Annotated in this window: 19 protein-coding genes; 8 read left to right on the top strand and 11 right to left on the bottom strand. The window is 61.5% G+C overall.

Features of this window, described 5'->3' with window-relative positions:
- The first annotated feature begins 7 nt into the window (after positions 1-7).
- Positions 8-805, top strand: a complete 798-nt coding sequence (locus B7R22_RS16965) for an SDR family NAD(P)-dependent oxidoreductase (RefSeq protein ID WP_116412879.1) — start codon at positions 8-10, stop codon at positions 803-805.
- A gap of 280 nt (positions 806-1,085) precedes the next feature.
- On the opposite strand, the gene B7R22_RS16960 is transcribed toward B7R22_RS16965, so the two are convergent.
- The 9 genes from B7R22_RS16960 to B7R22_RS16920 form a co-directional block, all read right to left on the bottom strand.
- Positions 1,086-1,484: a YciI family protein gene (locus B7R22_RS16960; protein ID WP_116412878.1), complete on the bottom strand. Its 399-nt coding sequence runs from the start codon at positions 1,482-1,484 to the stop codon at positions 1,086-1,088.
- Positions 1,485-1,647: 163 nt separating this feature from the next.
- Positions 1,648-2,529 (bottom strand): VOC family protein, encoded by an 882-nt coding sequence (locus tag B7R22_RS16955; RefSeq protein WP_116412877.1) that lies wholly within the window; start codon positions 2,527-2,529, stop codon positions 1,648-1,650.
- A gap of 173 nt (positions 2,530-2,702) precedes the next feature.
- Positions 2,703-3,002: a Dabb family protein gene (locus tag B7R22_RS16950; protein WP_116412876.1), complete on the bottom strand. Its 300-nt coding sequence runs from the start codon at positions 3,000-3,002 to the stop codon at positions 2,703-2,705.
- Positions 2,999-3,961 carry a branched-chain amino acid ABC transporter permease gene (locus B7R22_RS16945; protein WP_172582521.1) on the bottom strand — a complete coding sequence of 321 codons (963 nt, stop codon included), beginning with the start codon at positions 3,959-3,961 and terminating at the stop codon, positions 2,999-3,001. Before B7R22_RS16945 ends, B7R22_RS16950 begins: the two co-directional genes overlap by 4 nt.
- A gap of 71 nt (positions 3,962-4,032) precedes the next feature.
- On the bottom strand, positions 4,033-4,965 hold the full coding sequence (locus B7R22_RS16940) for a branched-chain amino acid ABC transporter permease (protein ID WP_116412874.1): 933 nt from the start codon (positions 4,963-4,965) through the stop codon (positions 4,033-4,035).
- A gap of 35 nt (positions 4,966-5,000) precedes the next feature.
- Positions 5,001-6,170, bottom strand: coding sequence for an amino acid ABC transporter substrate-binding protein (locus B7R22_RS16935; protein ID WP_172582520.1), 1,170 nt, complete (start codon positions 6,168-6,170; stop codon positions 5,001-5,003).
- Positions 6,171-6,212: 42 nt separating this feature from the next.
- Positions 6,213-7,754 (bottom strand): ATP-binding cassette domain-containing protein, encoded by a 1,542-nt coding sequence (locus B7R22_RS16930; RefSeq protein ID WP_116412872.1) that lies wholly within the window; start codon positions 7,752-7,754, stop codon positions 6,213-6,215.
- 13 nt (positions 7,755-7,767) lie between these two features.
- Positions 7,768-9,372, bottom strand: coding sequence for a bifunctional 3-(3-hydroxy-phenyl)propionate/3-hydroxycinnamic acid hydroxylase MhpA (locus tag B7R22_RS16925; RefSeq protein ID WP_116412871.1), 1,605 nt, complete (start codon positions 9,370-9,372; stop codon positions 7,768-7,770).
- Positions 9,373-9,561: 189 nt separating this feature from the next.
- Complete coding sequence (locus B7R22_RS16920; protein ID WP_216363507.1) at positions 9,562-10,191, bottom strand: GntR family transcriptional regulator; 630 nt, start codon at positions 10,189-10,191, stop codon at positions 9,562-9,564.
- A gap of 174 nt (positions 10,192-10,365) precedes the next feature.
- On the opposite strand from B7R22_RS16920, the gene B7R22_RS16915 reads away from it, so the two are divergent.
- The 5 genes from B7R22_RS16915 to B7R22_RS16895 all read left to right on the top strand — a co-directional run bounded on the left by B7R22_RS16915 (position 10,366) and on the right by B7R22_RS16895 (position 14,559).
- The gene (locus B7R22_RS16915) at positions 10,366-11,208 is read left to right on the top strand and encodes a fumarylacetoacetate hydrolase family protein (RefSeq protein WP_116412869.1); all 843 of its coding nucleotides are present in this window, start codon (positions 10,366-10,368) and stop codon (positions 11,206-11,208) included.
- A 34-nt stretch (positions 11,209-11,242) separates the two neighbouring features.
- Positions 11,243-12,253, top strand: a complete 1,011-nt coding sequence (locus B7R22_RS16910; protein WP_216363506.1) for an amidohydrolase family protein — start codon at positions 11,243-11,245, stop codon at positions 12,251-12,253.
- Between the two features lie 38 nt (positions 12,254-12,291).
- The gene (locus B7R22_RS16905) at positions 12,292-13,425 is read left to right on the top strand and encodes an amidohydrolase family protein (protein ID WP_116412867.1); all 1,134 of its coding nucleotides are present in this window, start codon (positions 12,292-12,294) and stop codon (positions 13,423-13,425) included.
- Between the two features lie 139 nt (positions 13,426-13,564).
- Positions 13,565-13,978: a VOC family protein gene (locus B7R22_RS16900; RefSeq protein WP_116412866.1), complete on the top strand. Its 414-nt coding sequence runs from the start codon at positions 13,565-13,567 to the stop codon at positions 13,976-13,978.
- Positions 13,975-14,559, top strand: coding sequence for a TetR/AcrR family transcriptional regulator (locus B7R22_RS16895; RefSeq protein ID WP_116412865.1), 585 nt, complete (start codon positions 13,975-13,977; stop codon positions 14,557-14,559). The genes B7R22_RS16900 and B7R22_RS16895 overlap by 4 nt, the downstream gene beginning before the upstream one ends.
- 352 nt (positions 14,560-14,911) lie before the next feature.
- Here the strand turns inward: B7R22_RS16895 and B7R22_RS16885 are convergent, their stop codons facing one another.
- Together B7R22_RS16885 and B7R22_RS16880 are read right to left on the bottom strand one after the other, a co-directional pair.
- Positions 14,912-16,381, bottom strand: a complete 1,470-nt coding sequence (locus B7R22_RS16885) for a mannitol dehydrogenase family protein (RefSeq protein WP_116412863.1) — start codon at positions 16,379-16,381, stop codon at positions 14,912-14,914.
- 26 nt (positions 16,382-16,407) lie between these two features.
- Positions 16,408-18,300, bottom strand: a complete 1,893-nt coding sequence (locus B7R22_RS16880; RefSeq protein ID WP_367379206.1) for a glycoside hydrolase family 2 protein — start codon at positions 18,298-18,300, stop codon at positions 16,408-16,410.
- Between the two features lie 362 nt (positions 18,301-18,662).
- Here B7R22_RS16880 and B7R22_RS16875 point away from each other — a divergent pair, with 362 nt between their 5' ends.
- Both B7R22_RS16875 and B7R22_RS16870 read left to right on the top strand, forming a co-directional pair.
- Entirely contained in the window at positions 18,663-19,652 is a 990-nt protein-coding gene (locus B7R22_RS16875) for a carbohydrate ABC transporter permease (protein WP_216363505.1), read from the top strand.
- Entirely contained in the window at positions 19,652-20,557 is a 906-nt protein-coding gene (locus tag B7R22_RS16870) for a carbohydrate ABC transporter permease (protein ID WP_116412861.1), read from the top strand. Before B7R22_RS16875 ends, B7R22_RS16870 begins: the two co-directional genes overlap by 1 nt.
- Positions 20,558-20,613: the final 56 nt, after the last annotated feature.

Below are 20,613 nucleotides of genomic sequence, written 5' to 3'. Positions count from 1 at the left end.
CTGGACCATGAAGTCCAACGAACAAGTCCTCCAGTCCCTCATCTCAGACCGCCGCCTGGCCGGTCGCACCGCGATCGTCACCGGATCGTCCAGCGGCATCGGCGAAGCGATCGCCCGCGTGCTCGCCGCCTCCGGCGCCGCAGTCGTGGTCAGCGGCCGCAATACCGCACGAGCCCAGAGCGTCGTCGACACGATCACCGCCGCCGGCGGAACCGCCCACGCGGTACCCGCCGACCTATCCGGCTCGTACGACGATCTCCGCGAGTTCGCCCGCACCGCGACCGAGGCACTCGGGGGCAGAGTCGACATCTTGATCAACAACGCTGGGATCTATCCCGTGCTTCCGACGTCGATGCTCGGCGACGCAGACCTCGATGCCGTTCTTGCGACGAACATCCGCGCACCTCACGTTCTCGTGGCCGAGCTCGCACCGGCTATGGCCGAACGCGGCTCCGGAGCGATCGTGAACATCGGGTCGTGGATGTCGCGGGTCGGAATCCCCGCCGGCGCCGCCTACACCGCGTCGAAGGCTGCCATCGAGCAGATGACCCGCACCTGGGCCGCAGAGTTCGGGCCGCGTGGGGTGAACGTCAACACCGTGGCACCCGGCGCGACCGCCACTCCCGGCAACGCCGCGGACGCCGAGCAACTGGCCGTTATGGCCGCGGGAACCGTCGCCGGTACACCGGTGCGGCCCGTCGACATCGCCTTCGCCGTGCGGTTCCTCGTCTCGGACGAGGCCCGCTACGCGCACGGTACCGTACTTGACATCGACGGGGGCATCGCCAACACCCGCGTCAGCTAAACCCACGATGGCGCTTAGGAACCGCACTCGAAGAGTTCATCTATGACAGCCCCGCACTGCGACGTTGCCAGCTCGCGGTCGCTCATGTGACGAAGTCGAAAAGATGAAACTCCAGGTCAACAAGGCTTCTGCCTATCCGGCCCCCGGCGACAGCCCTCTGCCGAGCGGCCCACTGGCGTACTCCAATCCGGAAAGAAGTACGCGGTCTGGGTTACTCTGCAGTCGCGACCCAAGTGACCAAGCGTCGTAAGCGGGGATTAGAAGGTGAAGTTGCAGTCTTTCAGGTGATCTTGGGCCGACCAGCCGAGTAGAACACTTGCACGGTGTACGTGCCTTCGTTGAGCAGCCATTCGCGTACGGTGAAGGTGCGCGCTCCGCTTGAGTGCATCGGGTCTGATTCGGCGATTTTCACCGCCTCATCCATCGAGCCGGCGCGATACATGAAGAGCCCCTCGCCGAGCCATTCCTGAAGGTCTTCGCTCGCGAGGGGTCCGGCGGCGAACATGATGCCGTCAACCTCAAGCTTGGTCTGGAATTTCACGTGTTCGTCGAGGACTGCAGAAATCGGGCCGAGTCCGTTGGTCGGCTTCGACGACACCACGTACAGCTTTTTCGCCAGCAGATCGTGTGACTCCGAGAAGTCCACCATCTCTTTCCAGGTCATGCGTTGATCAGTCATTCTTGTTGCCTTTCGTTAGGTGATCGTGGGGCGTTGGATAGGCTGGAATGTCGAGCAGTTCGAGCAGGTGGCCGCACCGCCCCAGCTTTAGCGGCCCGCCCAGTACCATGACCAGCCCGCCTAGTACCCACGATCTGGGCGCCCTCAAGCAGCACCCCGTAGTTCAGCGGCCAATAGGGGGCACACCGTGGTCAAGGATTCCTGCGGGCACCTGGCCGTCCCATTGGTTGATCCAGTAGGAGTCGTCTTCTGACCACTGTCGGATCTGCCGCTCAGGATCGAAAATCATCTCAAGGTCGGTGTAAAGCTCGATGACTGCTCCCGTGGGTTCGACATAGTAGGCGGCAATGTTGTCTCCGGCCCCGTGGCGTACGGGGCCCCATGCCAGGCGTGCCCCTCGACGGGCAAGTCGGTCGCCGAGACGGCCGAGGTCAACGATGCTCTGGGTTTGCCAGGCGTGATGATGCAGGGCGGGTCTGGTGGATTTGAACACGGCGACGCCGTGATGGTCGTTGTTGCAGCGCATGAAGAAGGCGGCGTCGTGACCGATGCGATCGGAAACCCGGAAGCCGAACACGTCGGCAAGGAAGTCGCGTTGAGCGAGGGTGTCGATGGCTTGGATGTTGACGTGGCCGAAACGGTCGGGTCCATAGCCGCCATTTTTTACCATGCTGTACGAGGCGGGTTCGGTGTACACCTGCCAGCTGAATCCCTCCGGTCCAACGAAGGCGAAACCTTCTTCGATATGACTTTCGAGCGGGTGTTCCGAGATGATGGCGTAGCCGGCCCGTTGCACTTTGTCTCTGATGGCGGCGAGCTCGTCGCGGTTTGACGCCACAAGGCCGACATGGTCGAGGGCGTCTTCGTTGCTTTGCGTGTAGACGATCTCCCGCCGCCCGGGCTGGGCGGCGAAGGTCGCTTTGCCTCCACCGATTTCGACCTCGGTGAGGCCGAGGAGTTCGGTCGCGTTGCGGGCGACGGCGCCGAGGTCGCGTGCTTGTAGGGAGACGTAGCCGATTTCCGAGATTGAACCGGTGCCGGTCATGATTGTCCTTTCGTGACGTGCTGGTGATTTTCGCTGTTGAGGTCGATCGGCGGGGGAGTGAGACGGATGTTGTTGCTGTTAGTCCGCTGACCGTCGGCACTTCCTGTGGTGCGTAAGTGGAGGGCGGTGAGCTGGCATCGTGGCGGTTTCTGGTAGAGAACGTTCTCGTTCGGCTAAGCACCGACGAAGAGTTGCACTGATTGTCGTGTCTCGAAGAGTTCGTCGGCCCATCGGTCCAGAACGGAGTGATGGTCTGGGGAGTCTAGGTACCGGTCAAGCGCGGCGGCGTCTTGAACGATGGCGAGGACACCAAAGTCGACGCCATTGGCGCGGAGCCGTAGGTTGGGCCCGCAGGAGTACTCGTTGAGAAACGGCATGTTCGCGGCCATTGCTTCCAGGTCTTTGGTGAGCCCGCTGACGGACTGGTCGGTGACGCCGTCTCTAAAGCGGAAGGTCACCAGGTGCGCGATCATGCTTCCAGCCCAGACGTTTGTGGGTGGACGAGTTCGTTCTCGCGAGGTGTTAGCGGGGGTTTTGGTGGGGTGTTGCGGCGCCGGGTGAGGCTGGCGAAGGCGTTGTGCGCGCCGCCGACGATACCGTGGGGCAGGAACTTGATGACGAGGATCATGAGGATGCCGGAGATGACGGAGCTGACCGCGGGAACGGATTGGAGTTGCACGGTGATTCCGTAGTAGATGACGATGGCTCCGATGGTTGGCCCCCAGACGGTGCCGATACCGCCGACGACAACCATCACGACGATGGTGATTGACCAGTCGAGGCTGAACGCGGAGAACGGTTCGATGCTCGCTTTCTGCAATGCAAATACGCCTCCTGCGAGGCCGATGAACGCGCCAGAAAGGGTCATCGCGACCATTTTGGATCGGAACGGGGAGATGCCTAGGCTGTCGGCGACGTCTTCATCGTCGCGGACAGCCATCAGCCGTAGGCCGAATGGGCTGTAGAACACGACGATCCCAACGGCTGTGGCGACGCCGGCGACGACAAGAGCCATCTGGTAGAGAGCGGCGCCGCTGGGGATAAGCGCCAGAGGGGCGCTGATACCGGTGGTTGCCCCAGTGAATGCAAAGGTTGTCATCCACGTCAGTGCGGCAAGCGCCACAGCGAGGGTACCGATGGTGAAGTAGAAGCCGCGTAGCCGGAACAGAACCACGCCGGTCAGCGCGGCGAACAGAGCGCCACCAACAGCAGCTGTCGCCAGGCACGACCAGAGCGGTAGGCCGGTGCCGCGGAGCATCATGATGGTGACGTATGAGCCCACACCGATGAATGCTGAGCTGGCGAGCGAGAACTGGCCGCCGATACCGCCGATGATATTCCACGCGGTGGCCGCAGCGACGTAAGCCAGCAGCGTTGTCACCAGACTCATCTGGTATCGGCCGATCGCGGGACCGAAGGCGGCGAGGAACACGAGGAGAACGGCGAGGAGGATCAGCGAGCGAACGGCGGAGGCGCGTCGGCCGCTGCTGAGGAGCGCGGTTTTCATGATGTGGGTACCGCCGTCGAGGTCGTTTGCGGTGTTGCCGCTGATGCGCCTGGGGTGTATCTTTTGCGGGCGAAGAGACCGCGGTCGCGTGCGGTGTCGATCGCGGGCTTCAGGGCGAGAATGATGATGAACGCGGCGTAGATGACGAAGTCGCGGTATTGGCCGCCGAAGACTGCGCTGCCGACGCTTTGCACGACGCCGAGGGCGAGACCGCCCCAGAGCACGCCAAGGACGCTGCCGGTGCCGCCGAGCACGACGACAGTGAACCCGATCAGCATGTAGTTGGATCCGGCGGTGGGACTGAAGGAGTAGGCGACGCCGACGAGGACCCCTCCTACGGCGGCGATAGCGGCCGACGCGGCGAAGGTCAGAGCGTAGACAACGTTCACGTTTATTCCCATGGTGCCAGCGGTAATCGGGTCCGCGGATGCGGCCCGAAGCGCCGCCCCCCAACGAGATCGGGACATCAGTAGGTGGGTGCCGACAACGAGCACGACGCCGATGAGTAGTCCCACCACGTCGATGACGCGAACCCTTGTACCGAGCAGGTCAATTCCCGCTGAGGCGTAGGGAGCGTTCAGGGACCGGGCGTCCCCACCGAAGAGGGCGGTGAGGACGGCGGTGATGACCAGGGACAGTCCAAAGGTAGCCACCAGGGGCGATTCGAGGCCTTTGCGCAGCAGCCCGGTGAGGAGGAAACGTTGCAGAGGGTAGGTCACGAGCGCCATCAACGGGACGACGATGATCAATGAAACAAACGGGTCGACGCCTAACCAGGTGATGAACAACGAGGCCGCGTATGCGCCCAGCACGATGAACTCCCCGTGTGCCAGGTTGACCAGACGCATTACCCCGAAGACCAGGGCGAGCCCTAACCCGATGGTGGCATAGAGTCCACCGCTGAGTAGACCGCTGATGATGACGCTCATCCGAACACCTTCCTCTCTGCAACGTTCATGCTGTGCTACTGCAGACCGGAGACAGGTGCTTGCAGAGTTCCCGATGTGGGGCTTTTCGGTGAGATCTGGATCTGTTTGTCCCCTTGCCACTGAAATGTGGCCGGTGGCACGGCATAGGCGTGTGTGCTGTCGAACTTCACGGTCCCGATCGGGTACTGACTATCGGTTTTGGAAATAGCGTCGTTGATCTTCGCGCCGTCGGTACTGCCGGCTGTGTTGATGGCGTCGAGCAGAATCTTCGCAGCACTGTACGCCGCCATCACCGAGTTGAGGTCCGTGGTCTGGCCGTATTTCGGGGAGAACCGGGTCGTGAGGGCCTGTTGCTCTGGAGAAGACGGGTCACTAGCGATGAGGCTGGTGCTGGTGCCTTCAGCCAACGGGCCGAGCTGCTTTTGGAAGGCGGCCTGGCTGGCGCATTTCTCACAGAAAGCGACCTTCGGTGCGAAGGCCAGCGCTTTCATCTGCTTCCACAGCGCGAACGAGTCCGGCGGGATCATCTGAGCGATCACCACGTCGGCGCCTGCTGCTTTCGCGGCGTTGACGTACTCAGAGAAATCAGTCGTGCCAACCGGGAACTGGGCGCGATAGACGACGTCATAGCCGGCGGCGGGAGCTTCCTTCTCCATGAGGGCACCCTGAGCGATTCCGTCTTCTTCTGTGTCAGTGAATAGTGCGACCTTCTTATTGGTTGGTGTTAGGTCGGCCGTGGGGAAGAGATCTTGGATCTGCGCGGCCTCGTCGAAGAAGAGGTCCCACGCGTACTGCCAGCCGTTCGCGTTGCCGGCTTTCCACGCCCCCACGGGGGTGAGGGTGGACACCAAGGGAACTTTTTCGAGATCCGCGGTGTTCGAAGCGGGGATGGTGAGCGCAGGGCTCACGGAGCCGAGCAGACCCGCGACACCGTCTTGTAGGACAAGGGTGCGAGTTTGATCGGCGACGGTGTTGGCGTCGCTGGTGCTGTCGAGCACGACCAGCTGGACTTGTTCTTTCTTGCCGTCGACGGTCACACCGCCTGCCTTGTTCACCTCATCGACGGCGGCTTGATAGCCGTCCTGGAAGACGGGTCCGAAGCTCGCGAGGCTGCCTGTCAGGGGCAGGCTCGCGCCGAGCTTGACGACGTCTCCGCTGGTGCTTCCATCGCTTGATCCCCCTGCCGCGCATCCGGTCAGACACATGGCAGTAACTACTAGTACGGCTATGGACGTTCGTTTCATGTTTCACCTAACTTTCGTGACGGACGGTCCGCCGGTTGGCGCCGACGATTCGTCGTCGTCGCTGAGATATGCCTTCACGAGAATGTCGTCGGTCAGGTCGCGGGAGGGACCGTCGTATACGACTCGACCGCGCGCGAGCACGTATGCGTGTGTCGCGACGGAGAGGCAGCGTGCCGCGTCTTGCTCAACGAGCACCAAGCTGGTGCCTTGGGCCGCCGCGGAACGGAGTGCGATGTAGATCTCGTCGGCGACTTTGGGGGACAGGCCGAGGGTGACCTCATCGCAGAGAATGAGCTTCGGTCTCCCCATCAGCGCCCGCCCGATGGCGAGGAGTTGTTGCTGGCCGCCGGACATCGTGGTTGCTATTTGGTTGGACCGCTCAGCCAGCATTGGGAACAGGTCGAAGACGTCTGCCGCCCTCGTTCTCAGCTCGCGCGCGGACTGCCCGAACCCGCCGAGCTCGAGATTCTGGCGGACAGTCATCCCGGGGAAGAGTTTGCGGCCCTCTTGACAGTGCGCGATACCGAGCCGGGCACGTTGCGCTGAGGAGAGCGCCGCGATATCGGTGCCATCCCACAGGATGAGGCCGGTGTCGGATCTCAGGATCCCGCTGATGCTCTGCGCGAGGGTCGTTTTCCCGGCACCGTTTGAGCCGAGTACGGCGACGACTTCGCCCGGAGTGACGGTGAAGCTCACGTCTTCGAGGACCACGAGCCGGCCGCGGCGTACTTTGAGGCCGCTGATGGCCAGACCACCATCGGTCGCACGACGGTCAACCTGGGGCGACGTAGTGACAGTGGCGACCCGATCAGATTCAGCTGGGCGTCCCGCGCCGAGGTACACGCGTCGAACCTCGTCGTTGGCGGTGACCTCGGCTGGGGTTCCCTCGGCCAAGAGGGCTCCCCAGTTCAGGACGAGCACCCGGTCTGCGAGCCGGTGAATGACCCGTTGCACGTGCTCGACGAGCATGATCGAGGTTCCGGCGGCGTGGATGCTCGAGATCAGGTCGATGGCCGCGTCGAGTTCGACTTCGTTCAGTCCCGCGCTGACCTCGTCGAGCAGGATAATCCTCGGGCTCGACGACAGTGCTTTTGCTACCTCGAGGCGTTTCAGGTCCAGAAGTGGCAAGGTGCCCGCGACCCGGTTTCGTACCCGAGCGAGCCCCGAGAGCTCGAGGACCTGTTCGAGTCGTTGGGCGCCAGAGACCTCTGAGCGGGACCGCCCGGCTGCGACGCCGATGCGGATGTTCTCTGAAACCGTGAGGCTGCCGAGCGGCCGGGGTACCTGTCGGGCAAGGGCGATGCCGGATCGGGTCATTTCGTGGGCGGAGTTTTTCTCTACCTGACCTTGACCGTCCAGCCAGATCGACCCGGCGGAGGCTCGGTCTTGACCGGCGATCAATTTCAGGAGGGTGCTTTTACCAGCTCCGTTCGGACCGATGATCGCCAGTTTTTCACCATCGGTCATCGTGAAACTCAGGTTGTCCAGGGCGGTGACGCCGCCGAAACGTCGGGTGAGTCCGTCGACGCGAAGAATCTCTTGCATGAAATGTCCCGCCTCAGTGGATGTGCGTAGCGACGGGCGCTGTGAGCCCGTGTAGGAACGCCTCCGCCAGGGCCGGCACTTCGGCCGTTGTTGTCGCACCGCCGTAGATGTAGAAATCCGGTCGGACGAGCACTGCGACCGCGCCGAGGCTATCCAGCCAGGTGGCGTAGGTTCCCGTACCGTCAACGACGGCACCGATGGCGACCTTTTCAGCTAACGTGACCGTTTGAATTCCGACGGCAAGCAAAGCTTCCTCTGTCTTTTCGTCAAGTGCGGCTCGAACGTCAGCGTTGGCGAGGAGTAACGTGCCGCCGCCCGCGGTGACGTCGTCGAACAGGCCCTCGCCCTGCTCTGATGCCACGACGTCCTGGATTGACAACGTGCCACCGAATGGCTGGTTGAGGTAGAACCCGGTACCGAGCTGCGGCAACGGTCGAGGCGGCATTTCGATGCCGTCAGCGAGCTGCTGCCGCATCACCGCATCGCGCTCCCGAGCTTCGTGCGGGTCGGTGATGCAGATGACTTCGCCCAGGGCGATCGATTCCTGAATGAAGTGCTGAACGTGTTCGCTTCGCTCTGGGCCGTAACTGTCAAGCAGCTCCTCGGACGCTTTTCCGGAGAGAACGAGGTCGAGTTTCCATTCAAGGTTCGCGACATCGCGGAGCCCGGAACACATACCCTGCCCGGCGAACGGGGGCATAAGATGCGCGGAGTCTCCTGCGATGAGCAGCCGGCCGCGCCGCCACGTGTCGGCGTACCGGGCCTGGAAGGTATACACCGTGTGCCGCACAAGATCAGCCTCGGCGGGCGTCACGCCCCACGGCTCGATCAGCTGCCACGCGATCGCTTCGGTCTTCAGCTCGTCGGCGCTTTCCGCTGGCAGCCGCATGAATTCAAACCGGCGATGCCCAGGCCCCCCCGGAACCAGCGTCGTCGGGCGTGCCGGGTCGCAGAGCTGCCACGCGGGCGGATCGAAAACGACAGTCCGCTTCATTTTCAGGTCAACGACGAGCCAGTCATGGAAATATCCGAGGTCCACTGTGTCCGTGCCGATCCACTCCCGCACCACGCTGTTCGCCCCATCAGCGCCCACCACATACCGTGCAGTAACGGTACGTTCGCTCCCGGTCGACTCTTGTAGCGTCACCTCGACGCGATCAGCCAGCTCGCGATGATCAACGGCGCGGAACCCGTTCAGCACCGTGACCGTCGCCTGTTCTTCGACCTTGCTGCTCAACACCCGCTCCAAAGCGGGCTGGTAGAAGAAGTTGCTGACATTCCACCCCGAGGGTCCCCGACCGCTCCAATCCAACCGAGTCAACGTGGACAAATCCGCGGCCCGCCACTCGTAGAAGTTGTCATATGGTTCCACGGCTTCGGGAAAGGCTGAAGGACTTACTCCGACCGACTGGAAGATGCGTGAGGCCTCGTCGTCGAAATGCACCGCACGCGGCAGGTAATAGTTCGTGGACTGTCGCTCCACGACCAGCACCCGGTGACCGCGACCGCCCAACTTCAATGCCAGCAGACGCCCGACCGGGCCGTACCCGACGATAACAACGTCGAAATCAGTTAGCCGGTTGTTGTGCGAGTCAGTCGGCTGCTTCGGCGGCTGCATGTGCGTCTCCTCATCGAGATAACGGAACCGTCTCAGCGACCGTTCGTGTGCCGTCAGTCTAGAAAGAGTTCTTCGACATTGTCAATATATTCGAAATATTGGGCTCGCTTCGATGAAATGACCCTGAAAAAGGCGCCCCGACGTCGGACGGTCAACGACGTTGACCGTCCAGGAGACACTGGAATCGGACTACTCGACTGCTCCGGATTCGAGCAGCAGGGCCGTGGTCGTCGAGATGTGCTCTACGAGGCGTTTCACCGCAAGGTCGGCGTCGCGGGCGAGTATCGCGTCGACGATCGAGGCATGTTCGCCCGCAATATCCCGATGCTGTTCGTGATCCATTGGGAAGGACCACCGCCGGTATAGTTCAGCGGACGCGCGAAGTTGGCCCGCGATCGCCCGCAATCGCGGGTTCTCGCAGCCCAGCAGCAATGTCTCATGGAAGACGGAATGCCGTTCGGCCCATTCCTCGCTCAGCCGATCGGGCGCGTCAGAGGTGACCAAAGGTGCGTTTGCCAGCCGGTGATGGGCTGCAAGGACCTCGGATTCCCAGAGGATGTCACCGTCGGTGATCGCGTGCCGTAGTGCGATCGGCTCGATTTCGCAGCGCGCCTCGGTGAGATGGAGGAGGTCCGTCCGAGAGATCGCCGTGACGAAGAAACCTTGTTGCGGCGCCGCTCGCACCAGATCTTGTTCCACCAGGCGAGAAAGCGCTTCTCTGATGACGCCCACACTCACGGAATACCGGGTGCACAGCTCTGCGAACGCGAGCTTTTGGCCGGGAACGAGTCGCCCGGAAAGAATATCGCCGCGGAGCAAGACGAGGGCTTCCTCGTTACGTGTTCTCGTGGGGCCAGGCACCCTAGCACCCTAACACCAACTCGAATCAACTGGCTGACCATTTTCGATAATGCGAGAAGTTTCGAAATTGTGTAGGTTGTCTGCGGATGACCAATATTTCAGCCGACCAGCTTTCGAGGATGAGAGAACACTATGCGTATTGCCAATGTCGGTAGTCGAGCCACCATTCTTACCGACGATTCCCATGGATTTGACGTCGAGAAGGCCAGCGGTGGATTGTTTTCGTCGAACATCGCCGACTTGTACGCCGCGTGGACCGAATTTACGGCCTGGGCTGAAACCGCTTCGGGCGACTCGTCCGAAATAACGGATACGGAGATCGATGCGCCTTCTCCGACGCCGAAGCAGATATTCGCGATTGGCCTGAACTATCGCGAACACGCTGCGGAGTCAGGATTCGCGCTCCCAGACTCACTTGTCGTTTTCACCAAGTTTCAGAGTTCCGTCACTGGGCCGAACACCACTGTCAGCATTCCGGCCGCCGGTCACACGGACTGGGAAACTGAACTGGTCGTCATCATCGGTCAGACCGCTCGGAAGGTCCGCCCTGAAACGGCGTGGGACTATGTCGCCGGGCTGACACTCGGGCAAGACCTCTCCGAACGGATACTCCAATCCTCCGGCCCTGCACCACAATTTAGTCTCGGGAAGTCTTTACCCGGCTACACGCCGATGGGGCCCTGGCTGGCCACCCCCGACGAGTTCGCCGATCGCGATAACGTCGAGCTCGGCTGCGAAGTGAACGGTATCGCGATGCAAAACGGCCATACCAACGACCTCATTTTCTCGGTGCCTGAAATTATCTCCCGACTTTCGGCGACCCTCACCCTGTACCCCGGCGACGTGATCTTTACCGGAACCCCCTCCGGCGTTGGACTCGGCCGGGAGCCACAGGTCTTCATCGCGCCAGGCGACGAACTCACCAGTTGGGCCGAAGGCCTCGGCCATATGCGACAAACCTTCACCACAGACTGATCTCACGACAATCGGGCTGAAAGGCGAGAAGGAAATGCCACCAATGCATAACGAATGTCCCCGTGGACCGGCGGAGAAACTCGTCGATGTCCACGCACACTTCGTAACCGACGATTACCGCGCGGCAGCTCAAGCCGCCGGGTACATCCACCCGGACGGCATGACAGCGTGGCCGACATGGAACGTGGACGAACATCTTCGACTGATGGACAGCTGCGGGATCCGCACATCGATGCTGTCGATTTCCTCACCGGGCGTGCACTTCGGCAATGATATTGCGGCTCGGACTCTCGCCCGCACCGTCAATGACTTCGGTTCGGCAGTCACCCAAGTTCGCCCAGAACGTTTCGGGCTGTTCGCGGCGCTTCCGCTTCCAGACGTCTCCGGCTCACTCATCGAGGCGGCCTACGCCCTCGACGAGCTTGGTGCCGACGGGGTCGCGGTCGAGACCAACTCGCGCGGCCTCTACCTTGGCGACGAGCGTTTCGACCCGTTATGGCAGGAACTGAACCGGCGCAAATGTGTCGTATTCGTTCACCCCACCTCGCCTCCGGGCTACGAAAAGACGTCGCTTGGCCGGCCCAGGCCCATGCTCGAATTCATTTTCGATTCCACCCGCGCCGCTAGCGATCTCCTCTTCGCTGGCACTCTGAACCGGTATCCCGACATTGAGTGGATCTTCACTCACACCGGGGGGACGCTTCCTCTTCTCGCCGACCGGCTCGAGCTATTCCAAACCCTCTTCATGACCGAGTCGAACAGTTCGCAGAATGCTCTGCAGCAAATCGGTCGACTTTGGTTCGACATGGCCGGCACACCGTTCCCGCACAGTGTCCCTGCACTGATCGCAGCTTTCGGCTCTGAAAGACTCCTCTACGGCAGCGACTACTGCTGGACCCCCGCCGCGGGGGCCGCCGCACAGGTGGCTTCCGTCGATGCCGCGAAACAACCACCCGGCGACAGCTGGCGAGCCTTAACCACCAGAAACGCAGGTCGGCTACTGTCTCGCACCGACGCCCTACGCGAACAGTACCGCGCACACTGATTCAACGCACACCCGCAGCAGCCTAACCTCTGGAGCCCATGATGCAACCCACAACAATCCTCACCAATGCGCGAGTCTTCGATGGCATCACCCTGACCGACCCGCAGACAGTCGTCATAAACGCCGGTCTCATTACGGCGGTCACCCCAACCGGTTTCGGCCCTGAAGCACATGAAGAATACAGGAACGTCGTCGACGCGGCAGGGTGCACCGTGTTACCAGGACTGATCGACACGCACGTTCACGTCAGCGACGTAGGTCAACTCGAAGCTGCCGCCCGTTGGGGGGTGACAACGATGCTGAACATGGGAACCCCGAACAAGGCAGCGCTGCGCGCATTCGCTGAACTTCGCAACAGAGCGGGTCTGCCTGATCTTCGTAACTCCGGATACGCTGCCAGCGGCCCCGGCGCCTTCTTGAGTCGGCTGCCGGGCTTCGACACGGATAGCACCGTGACCGGGCCTGATGACGCGGCCAGGTTCTTGGCCGGTCGGGTAGCCGATGGCGCGGACTACATCAAAATCATCGCGGAAGACCCCGACCACTCGCCCTCCGCCCTCAGTCAAGAGTCCATCGCCGCGATCGTCAACAAAGCCCACGAAGCCGGGCTGCTTGTCATCGTTCACGCCCCTGTCGCCGGCGCGGCACGGGTCGCGATCCAAGCCGGCGCCGACGTTGTCACCCACGTTCCCATCGATGAGGTTTTAGATGCGAACACTATCTCCACAGCTGCAGAACGCAGGATCGTCGTCTCGCCAACACTGATCATGATGCAGGGCATGGCCGTGGACCGAGGCGATGGGATTCAACGAAACTTCGTTCACGCGAGAGACACCGTTGCCCATCTCCACCATGCCGGGATCCGGATAGTCGCCGGCACCGACTCAAACCCCGGTGCCCCCGTACCGAACGCTCCGAAAGCAGTCCCCTACGGAGAATCGATGCACGACGAACTTCGCCTCCTCGTGGACGCGGGCCTGACACCAGCGCAAGCGTTGGCCGCGGCGACAAGTGACGCTGCTGACGTATTCCGTCTTCACGATCGAGGCCAGATCAGACCTGGCCTGCGCGCAGACCTACTCCTCATCGACGGCGACCCAACGAAGGATATATCGGCGACCCGATCCATCCGCGGCGTGTGGATCGGGGGAACACTGGTCCAACCTGCATGAATCCAGGGTCAGTGCATATACGCAAGGTGCCCGTTCCGGATCTGGACGTTCATCTACAGAACAGTGCTTATGGACGGGTCCTTGTCCGGCCGCCCGATAAACGCTACAGTACCGTACTGTAGCCTAATGGGAAGTACCTATGAGATTTTGCTCAGTCCGCATCGTTGCCGGTGATGTCGAAGCGTCCGCCGGTTTTTTCGCCCGCCTCTTCCACGTGGAAGCGACCGGGTACCCGGATTACATGGAAGTGCGAGCGCCGGGGACAGTGTTGGCGTTTTGCACACCGGCCGCTTTGGCCGCAGCGACTCCTGAACTTTCAGAGTGCGAACCAGGCACACAAATTCTTGAGTTCGAGGTCGATGATCTTGACGACCTCGAACGGCAGCTCGACGGGTCTGTGCAGCTGCTTCAGCGCCCCACGGTTCAGCCTTGGGGAAACCGGTCCATGATCATTCGTACGGACGAGGGAACATTGGTGAATTTCTTCACCCCCGTCCCCGGGGAGGACCGCGCGTGGTCGTTCCAGGGTTGGACGTTGAAAAGAATGGCATGACGATTTCTCCGCAGATCGATCCTCGTATTCAGCGCACACGAACGGTGGTGCTTTCGCACACCTACGATCTCCTCGTGAAGGAGGGGTTCGGCGGGGTGAGCGTTGACGAGGTCTCACGCCGGTCAGGAGTTGCCAAAACAACCATTTACCGGCATTGGCCAACCCGAACCCGACTCCTGCTCGATGCCTGTTCACAGCTGGGTGTCGCCGCCGAGTTCACGAGTTCAGGCTCGTTCGAAACCGATATCCGATCACACCTCCTGAACGTCTCAGAGCGGTTGACGACTTCGGGCTGGGCGAAAGTGTTGCCCTCGATCCTGGATGCGGGAGAGCGAGAACCTGATGTGGCGGCAGTCCAGAAAGCGTTGCAGCAGATCTGGGCAGGACAAGTTGCACAGATCGTTGAAGCAGCAACCGACCGGGGTGAGATCGACGCTCGCGCGGACGTAAAGAACGCCGCAGCACTGGTCCTTGGCCCGCTCTACTACCGCCGATGGTTCTCCCGCGAACCTACCGACCCAGCATTCATCGAACAAGTCGCCGTCGCCGTGTGCACCGTGATGGTGGCACCAAGCGCTTGATAAGCCTCCGGCTCATTCCAGCCCGCAGAAGCTCGGAGAGAATAGGGAATCCGGCGAAACAACAGGAGCGACGACAGTGCCCAGCTTTCGTTCCCCAGCCGCCATCCTCGAGTCCTCGGTTCGTCAGCTCGCTGACCTCCTGCAACCAGAACCGAGCGCCTTCCGCGCCGTCACCGGCCCAGACGCCCAGGATCTCTCTGGAAGGGTGGGACGGCTGATGCCGCATCAGGCTCGCTCTCATGGATCGACGGCGCGAAGGGCGGAAAGTGTGCCGTTCATGAGGCATCGCTAGCGGCCGATGTCGAATCAAGCGAAGCCGTCGCCAACCTCACCGACCGCGCCTCGGGACGGTTCAGCTCAGGAGGTCAGCAAGGGCGTGTTGCGCTCCTTTCGTTTTGAGTGTGGTCAGCAAGGAGAGATATGGGTCGGTGAATTGCTCGTTGGCTGCGAGGTCGCCGAAGAGATCGGGGTTCTGTAGGAAGGCCAGGGGTTGTTCGGACTGGGCTTTCGCGGCAGCGGTGAGCTGATTTGCGAGCCGGTCGACGATGCTGATTGTTTCGCCCTGTTCGTCTATGCCTTCGTCGTATCGGGCCCAGCTGGCGACGATCGCGGCCGACAGTCTGACGGGAGAGCCCGCTGTGAGGTTGGCGCGTACGACGGGTAGCAACCATTTAGGGATGCGGTCTGATGACTCAGCGCAGAGTCTGGCGAGCGTGTCTCGAACTGCGGGGTTCGCGAATCGTTCGAGTAGGGTGCGCTTGTAGACGTCGAGGTTGATTCCCGGAACAGGTTGGAGCGTCGGGGTCGCTTCGTCGTCCATGTAGCGGCGCAGCAGTTCGTGCACGAGCGGGTCTGCGGCGGCTTCGTGTACGTAGCGGTGGCCGCTGAGGTAGCCGAAGTAGGCCATTGCCTGGTGGCTTGCGTTCAGCAGGCGGAGCTTCATCAGTTCGTAGGGTTCGACGTCGTCGACCAGTTGCACGCCGACTTCCTCGAAGGGCGGCCTGCCGAGTGCGAAGTCGTCCTCGAGAACCCATTGGGTGAATGGCTCGCTGACTACCGGCCAGAGGTCATCGATCTCGAAGGTGTCCCGGATCAGTGTGCGATCGCCGTCAGTGGTGACGGGCGTGATCCTGTCGACCATCGAATTCGGGAAGCGCACTTCACTTTCGATCCAGGCTGCGAGGTCTTCGTCTTTGGCGCGCGAGTAGCTCAGGATGCTCTTGCGCGCGACCTCGCCGTTGCCCTGGATGTTGTCGCATGACATGACGGTGAATGGCGGGATACCGTTCATGTGGCGTTCATGTAGCCCGGCCGTAATCAGTCCGAACACCGTTCGCGGAAGGGTGTTCGGCTTCAGGTCGGCGGCGATGGCGGGGTTCTCGAGGTCGAAGTCGCCCGTCACCTGGTTGACGTTGTAACCGCCCTCGGTGATGGTGAGGGACACGATCCGTACGGCCGGATCTGCGAGCTTTGCGATCACGGCGCGGGGGTCGTCGGGTGCGAAGAGGTACTCCTTGATCGCCCCGATGATGCGCGGTTCGAGTGTGCCGTCTGGGTGCTTCAGGGTGAGCGAGTACAGCCCAGACTGGGAGTTTAGGGCGTCTCGCATGGCTGCGTCGGACGGCATGACGCCGACGCCGCAGATCGCCCAGTCGAGCGCGAGGCCGTCATTCATGAGACGGTCGATGTACATCGCCTGGTGCGCCCGGTGGAAGTTGCCGAGACCGAAATGAACGATTCCTGTTCGGATCTTTGTCCGGTCGTAGGTGGGATGCGGGATGCTGGTCAGCGAGGAGATCGTCGCGGAATTGAGAGTCGTCATGGGGTCTTCTTGTCTGTCGGCGGTGATCAGGCGGTGAGCGGGGCGGAGTGTGAGGGAGTGTGCGCTTCACCGTGAGGTTCGGGGACGATCCGTGGCACTGCCATTGGCTTCTCGATCGGTCCCTTCGGGCGGCGATGGGAGGCGGTGGAGATATGTTCTCCCAGCACGATCGACCTGATTTCGGCTAGGGGCAGTTTCGGGCGGCGGTGCGCGTCGAGCAGTCCGTTGGCTTCTTGGAGGGTGTCGGTGAGCTGGGTGTAGCAGTACCCGGCGAGTACGGGACTCGACTGGATTCCCTCGAAGAGTTCCTTGAGTAGGGCCGAGAATTCGGCGGAAGTGGTAGCTGTCTCGTAGCCCCAGGCCTCGGTGCTCTGGCCGGGGGCGAATCCGATTCCACCGAACTCCGTCACCATGACGGGTTTGTCTTGAGCACCCTGACGGAGGAGATCGATTGTCCGGCCCAACGGCCCGATTCCGCCGATCATCTTCTCGACGACAGCACGGTCGGAGAAGTTCGCGGTGAGTTCCTCCCGGGTCGTGCTGTAGTCGTGGATTGCCCAGATGTCGGTGTCTGCGAGCTCCCAGCCGTCATTGCCCACGACGAGCCTTGACGGGTCGAGCGCCTTTGTGAGGAAATAAAGGGTTCGTGCGTAGGCGAGCTGGGCCGGGTCGCGGGAGATGTGCTGTACTCCCCAACTTTCGTTCAGTGGCACCCAGGTGACGATGCTGGGGTGTGAACGGTCTCTGCGGATAGCCGCCGCCCACTCGGCGGTCATGCGTTCAATGGCGGTGGTCGAGAACTGGTAGGAGCTCCCGTTCTCTGCCCAGGCCAGGAGCCCGAGTCGGTCGGCCCAGAAGAAAAATCGTGGATCCTCGATCTTCTGGTGCACGCGAACGGCATTGAACCCCAAATCTTTGATGAGTTGCACTTCACGCCGGAAGGCATCATCGTCGGGAGCGGTGAGGTGACTTTCGGGCCAGTAGCCCTGGTCGAGCACCGATCGCAGATAGTACGGACGGTCGTTGAGGAGGAAGTGACCTTCGCGCCAGCCAACATCCCGAAGGCCGAGGTAGGAGTCTACGGCGTCGATGGTAGATGCAGCTGTGATTGAGTGTGCGGTTTCCACGGTGATGCGAGCGTCGATCAGCCGCGGCGTCTCGGGCGTCCATAGCAGCGAGCCGTACTCCTGGCCGTTCTCTTGGCCCGGCAACACCAGGATCGTCCTGCCGCGTGCTGCATCCTGACGGAAGCGACTTTGAGCAAGAACCTTCCCGTCGTGGGACAGTTCGACAGTGACTATGACCGGATCTGTGGGCCGTGCATCCAACTCGAGAGCGAGGCTAACGGTCGATTCGGACAGGTCGGTGCTCCACGTCGCGTCGGTGATGTACGTCGCGGGAACCGCCTCCAGCCACACCGGTTGCCAAATACCGGTGGTGCGGTGGTACCAGATGCCGTGCGGCTCCTCGCGCCAGTCCTGTTTGCCGCGCGGCTGCTCTACGTCGCGGGGGTCGTCTTCGGCGCGCACGATGAGGATCGTTGGCGTGCCGGGACGGAGGACATCAGTGATGTCGAACGTGAACGGGGTGGATCCGCCCTCGTGGTGGCCGAGGTATGCACCGTTCAGCCAGACGTCGGCGCGATAGTCGACGGCGCCGAAGTGAATGAGCACCTTTTCGCCCTGCCCGGGATAGCCGGCCTTCTGCACGTCAGCCGCTGTGAGCTCCCTGCGGTACCAGACGACCGGATGGAAACCTTTTTCGTTGATGCCCGATGCCTCGGTCTCTGGTGCGAATGGCACGGTGATGACCTGGTCGAACACCACGCTCTGCACCGCAGCGGCAAGACTCTCCGACCGCTCGGCGTCATATGCGAACTCCCACTCTCCCGACAGGGAATACCAATCATTTCTGGTCAACTGTGGCCGAGGATGTGTCCCGGCGGAGTGGCTCAACGGTGAGTGCGTGTGTGCTGACATGTGTGTCATGATGCACGAGATTTGCTGCGTAGTAAAGTCAATCTCAAAACCAGGCGACCCCATGCCACAACGCTTTGCGTCGTAGCAGATACGGCTCTTGACACCATGCGCCCAGATGGATAACTTACAACTAGCTCACCAAATTGCTACGTAGAAATGAATCAATGATGACCAGCAGTGACACTGTACTCCGGAGGCCCGTCACGGCCTCTCCGCGCCGGAAGCAGACACTCTCGCGGCGCACGGATGTCCGGGACGGCTTGCTTTTTCTCGCACCATTCTTGCTGGTCTATGCGCTCTTCTTGCTTTACCCGGTCGTGCAGTCGGTCATCATCAGTGGATTCAAATGGGACCTCTTGGGTGCGAAGCCGAAGTTCATCGGCCTAGACAATTACACCCACATGCTCTGGGGCACCGACATCCAATGGAGCCCGGGCCACGCCTGGGTCGCGCAACTGATCATCATCACCATCACCTTGCTGATAGCCCGCTCGCTCTTTCTTCGTGCCGGACGTCGACGGGCCGGCGCTGTCGCTGTCGCGGTTGTAGGTCTCGGCATCGCATTCGTTCTCGGTTTCCACCCGGGACCCGACGGTGCCTGGAATGACGCCAACTTCTGGACATCACTTCAGAACACCCTCGTCTTCACTCTTGTCTCCACACCCCTACTCGTCGGTCTTGGCCTGGGCCTGGCCCTGCTGCTGAACAACAAGCGAAAGGCTGGGGGGTTCTACCGCGCGATCTTCTTTCTTCCGTACGTGCTGCCGGTGTCGGCAGTGACGCTGATCTGGAGTTACATGTTGAACCCCGATCGAGGACTGATCGCGGGATTTCTCAACTGGTTCGGCCTGAGCGGCATCCCGTTCCTCTCGGACCCCAACTTGGCGATGCCCTCGATCATTGTCACGACGGTCTGGTGGTCGGTCGGGTTCAACCTTGTGCTCTTCCTGGCGGGTCTACAGGATGTCGAACCGAGCCTGTATGAAGCCGCCTCGCTCGACGGGGCGGGGTACTGGAAAAAATTCCAGCACGTCACGATTCCGGGGCTGTCACACGTTTTTGTTCTGGTCATCATCACCCAGGTCATCGCGTCGTTCCAAGTCTTCGGGCAGGTGTACATCATGACCAAGGGCGGGCCAGGAACGTCGACGGAAGTGTTGATCCAGCACATCTACGAAGCGGGCTTCAAGAACTACCAGCTCGGTTACGCCTCGGCTCTGTCAGTCTTTTTGTTCGTCGTTATGGCTGCCGTTTCGGCAATCCAGTTCCGCCTCATCGCAAAGGACGCCTAATGGTCACCGTCGCCCCGTCAGCCGTCGCCCCGGACACTGCCGTTCCTTCGCGCCCGATTCCGTCTAAAGACGGCCAGCCGCCGAAGCGAGCGCGATCGGTGCGTTATCACGCATTCTTGATCATCGCTGCCGGAACCTGGTTCCTGCCTCTACTCTGGATGATTTCCCTCGCTCTCACCCCTAACGACGTCCTGCAGACGTCATCAACCAGTCTGCTCCCGACCGCGCTCACCCTCGATAACCTCTTCAACGTCTTCAACGCGGGCGATCTGCTTCGCTGGTTCCTGAACAGTTTCGTGGTGACCACTGTCACCACCGCCCTTACGGTGGTCTTCTGCGCCATGGCCGGTTACGCCTTCGCCCGCATCGACTTCCCCGGCAGGCGCGCTCTGTTCGTCGTCGTGATCGCCGGCCTGATGGTGCCTCGCGAAGGGATGTTCATCCCACTCTTCCTTCTCTTCTCGGGCACCGGGCAGCAAAACACCTACGACGCGCTAATCCTTCCGCGATTGGCTGCACCGCTCGGCGTGTTTATCATGACCCAGTTCTTTAGCAAGGTACCGGCCGAGATGGAAGAAGCCGCGCGTATCGACGGAGCCACCCGGTGGCGCATCTTCGTTTCGATCATGCTGCCGCTGGCTCGCCCCGCGATGGCGTCCCTGGCCATATTCACCTTCGTGCTGACCTGGAATGATTACCTCTGGCCTCTCGTCATCTCGACCAAGACGGAATGGTTCACCGTCACGACTGGACTCGCCTCGCTTCAGTCGAACTTCGCTGCCACCACCAATCTCGGCGACCTCATGGCCAGAGGGCTCGTCGGCAGCCTCCCCCTCCTTGTCGTCTTCCTGCTCTTCCAACGCCAACTCATCCGCGGAATCACCCTTGGTAGCGGCGAGAAATAGGCGCCGGACCGTCTCGCCTATCCCTCGCTGCAGCCCACGCGCTTCCCCACCGTCCG

The sequence above is a fragment of the Subtercola boreus genome (assembly GCF_003399635.1).
GTDB lineage: Bacteria > Actinomycetota > Actinomycetes > Actinomycetales > Microbacteriaceae > Subtercola > Subtercola boreus_B.
Note: the sequence above shows the minus strand (reverse complement) of the source record. Positions and strands in the feature narration are given on the sequence as shown.